Genomic DNA, 1,036 nt, shown 5'->3' on the forward strand with positions numbered 1-1,036 from the left:
GGTATCCGCCCGCCTGGGTATGGATTTCGGTAATAGCGAGGTGTACTTCTTTGGAGACAATCTGCTGGATGAAGAGTACATGAGTATTAAAGATCGCTTTGGCACGGATGCAGATGGCAATCCGGTGTTTGGTGTGTCCTATGCTCGCGGTGCCACAGTAGGACTAGGTGCTGCCCTCCACTTCTGACGCCCGTTTCCGCGCCCCCACAGTGCTATGGAAGGCTTTAGCCTCAGGGATGAAGGCTTTATGCATTTAGCTTGTGCATTAATAAAGAGTCTGATAAAAATATCTTTTGATATTGATTATCATTATTGTTGCGGGGCGGGTATGAAGGGAGGTATGAATCAGTCAGACTTGGTAAGCACTCGGGGCAGATTGGAGAGTTCTACACTCCAGAGCACAGACCATATAGGGGTCATGTTGCAGCCTGGGCTCATTGTTTGCCACACCACGGCTGAGTGCCTAGGGGCAATTGATACGCCGAAGTCATTTTCGGGAGATCACCAGTTTCTGCATCTGAATTGCCAACTGGCTGGCAGGTTCGACGGCCAAGTGGGTAACCGTACGCTGGACTACTCCCAAGGCGATGTGAGCCTAGGCTATTCCGCCGGAGAGTCCTTTTTCATTCGCCATAGCCATGATTTTCAGAATTTAACGGTGATGGTCTCCCCTGAGGCTCTTTATGGTTTGGCTGGAGAAGAGGTAGAGGATCTGATTGGCCGGGAGAGGGGAGAAGAGGCTGATTTCTTCGTCCGCCATGCTGGCCAATGCCGCAAAACGATGCGCTCAGCGATGAGCATTGCCAATCTGATGAAAGATATACCACAGCACCGACTATTGCTGCATGCGGCAACGTTAGACTTTCTTCACTGGCACTTGTCAGCGTTCCAGACCTGCCGTGGGTGCGATGCACTCTCCCCCCGTGTATGTCGCCAACTGGATGGGGCCAAAGAACTTCTGCTACAAGATCTCAGTGATCCACCGACCATTGCAAAGCTCGCACGTGCTGTCGGTATGAACGAATGCAAACTGAAG

General features: G+C 51.4%; 2 protein-coding genes. Both read left to right on the forward strand.

Translation table 11 applies throughout. The features are described 5' to 3' along the window. Positions 1-187 (forward strand): hypothetical protein (locus ACTH3D_RS12230; RefSeq protein ID WP_441667405.1); only part of this gene is annotated, 187 nt, incomplete at its 5' end. A gap of 27 nt (positions 188-214) precedes the next feature. Next, positions 215-1,036 (forward strand): hypothetical protein (locus ACTH3D_RS12235; protein WP_441667406.1); only part of this gene is annotated, 822 nt, incomplete at its 3' end.

Origin of the sequence: Halomonas sp. (assembly GCF_052095765.1) — a bacterium.
Taxonomy (GTDB): domain Bacteria; phylum Pseudomonadota; class Gammaproteobacteria; order Pseudomonadales; family Halomonadaceae; genus Halomonas.